The organism is Alcanivorax sp. UBA3183 (assembly GCF_002364155.1).
Lineage (GTDB): Bacteria > Pseudomonadota > Gammaproteobacteria > Pseudomonadales > Alcanivoracaceae > Alcanivorax > Alcanivorax jadensis.
The window spans coordinates 126,460-127,030 of the sequence record NZ_DEXN01000014.1; the positions used below are offsets into that span (position 1 = coordinate 126,460).

The following is a 571-nucleotide window of genomic DNA, read 5'->3' on the forward strand; positions in this document are numbered from 1 at the left end:
CTCTGTGCCCTCTGTGGTGAAATGGCTTTTGATCCTGGTTTCCGATCGCGCCGCCAGCTGCGTTCCTACAGAAAGCCTGCTTCGTGCAGGCGAAAGGCCGGCAGTATATCATTGCGCCTTTGTTCTTCGGGCCCTTTTGCTATGTCGGAACCTCTGGTCAATGTGCAGGCGGTGTCAGTCACCCTGGGTGGCAACAGCGTGCTGTCCGAGGTCAGCCTGACCCTGGCCCCCGGGCGCATCACCACCCTGATCGGCCCCAATGGCGCTGGCAAAAGCACTCTGGCGCGGGTAGTGCTGGGCCTGGTCACGCCGTCCAGCGGCTCGGTGAACCGTCGCAAGGGGCTGCGGGTGGGCTATATGCCCCAGCACATCAAGATCGACGACAGCCTGCCGCTCACCGTGGACCGGTTCCTGTGGCTGGCCGCTCCCGGCCCCACGTCCGCCCGGCGGGCGGCGCTGGAGCAGGCCGGCGTAGCCCATCTGCGTCGCCGCGCGGTGCAGCAGCTGTCCGACGGTGAGATGCAACGAGTGCTGCTTGCCCGAGCGCTGCTGCGCAAGCCCGACCTGCTGG

General features: G+C 66.2%; 1 protein-coding gene. It reads left to right on the forward strand.

Annotated features, from left to right (window positions below; all coding sequences use genetic code 11):
* Positions 1-141 precede the first annotated feature (141 nt).
* On the forward strand, positions 142-571 hold a 430-nt coding region (locus B3Q33_RS06325), incomplete at its 3' end, for a metal ABC transporter ATP-binding protein (RefSeq protein WP_286827238.1).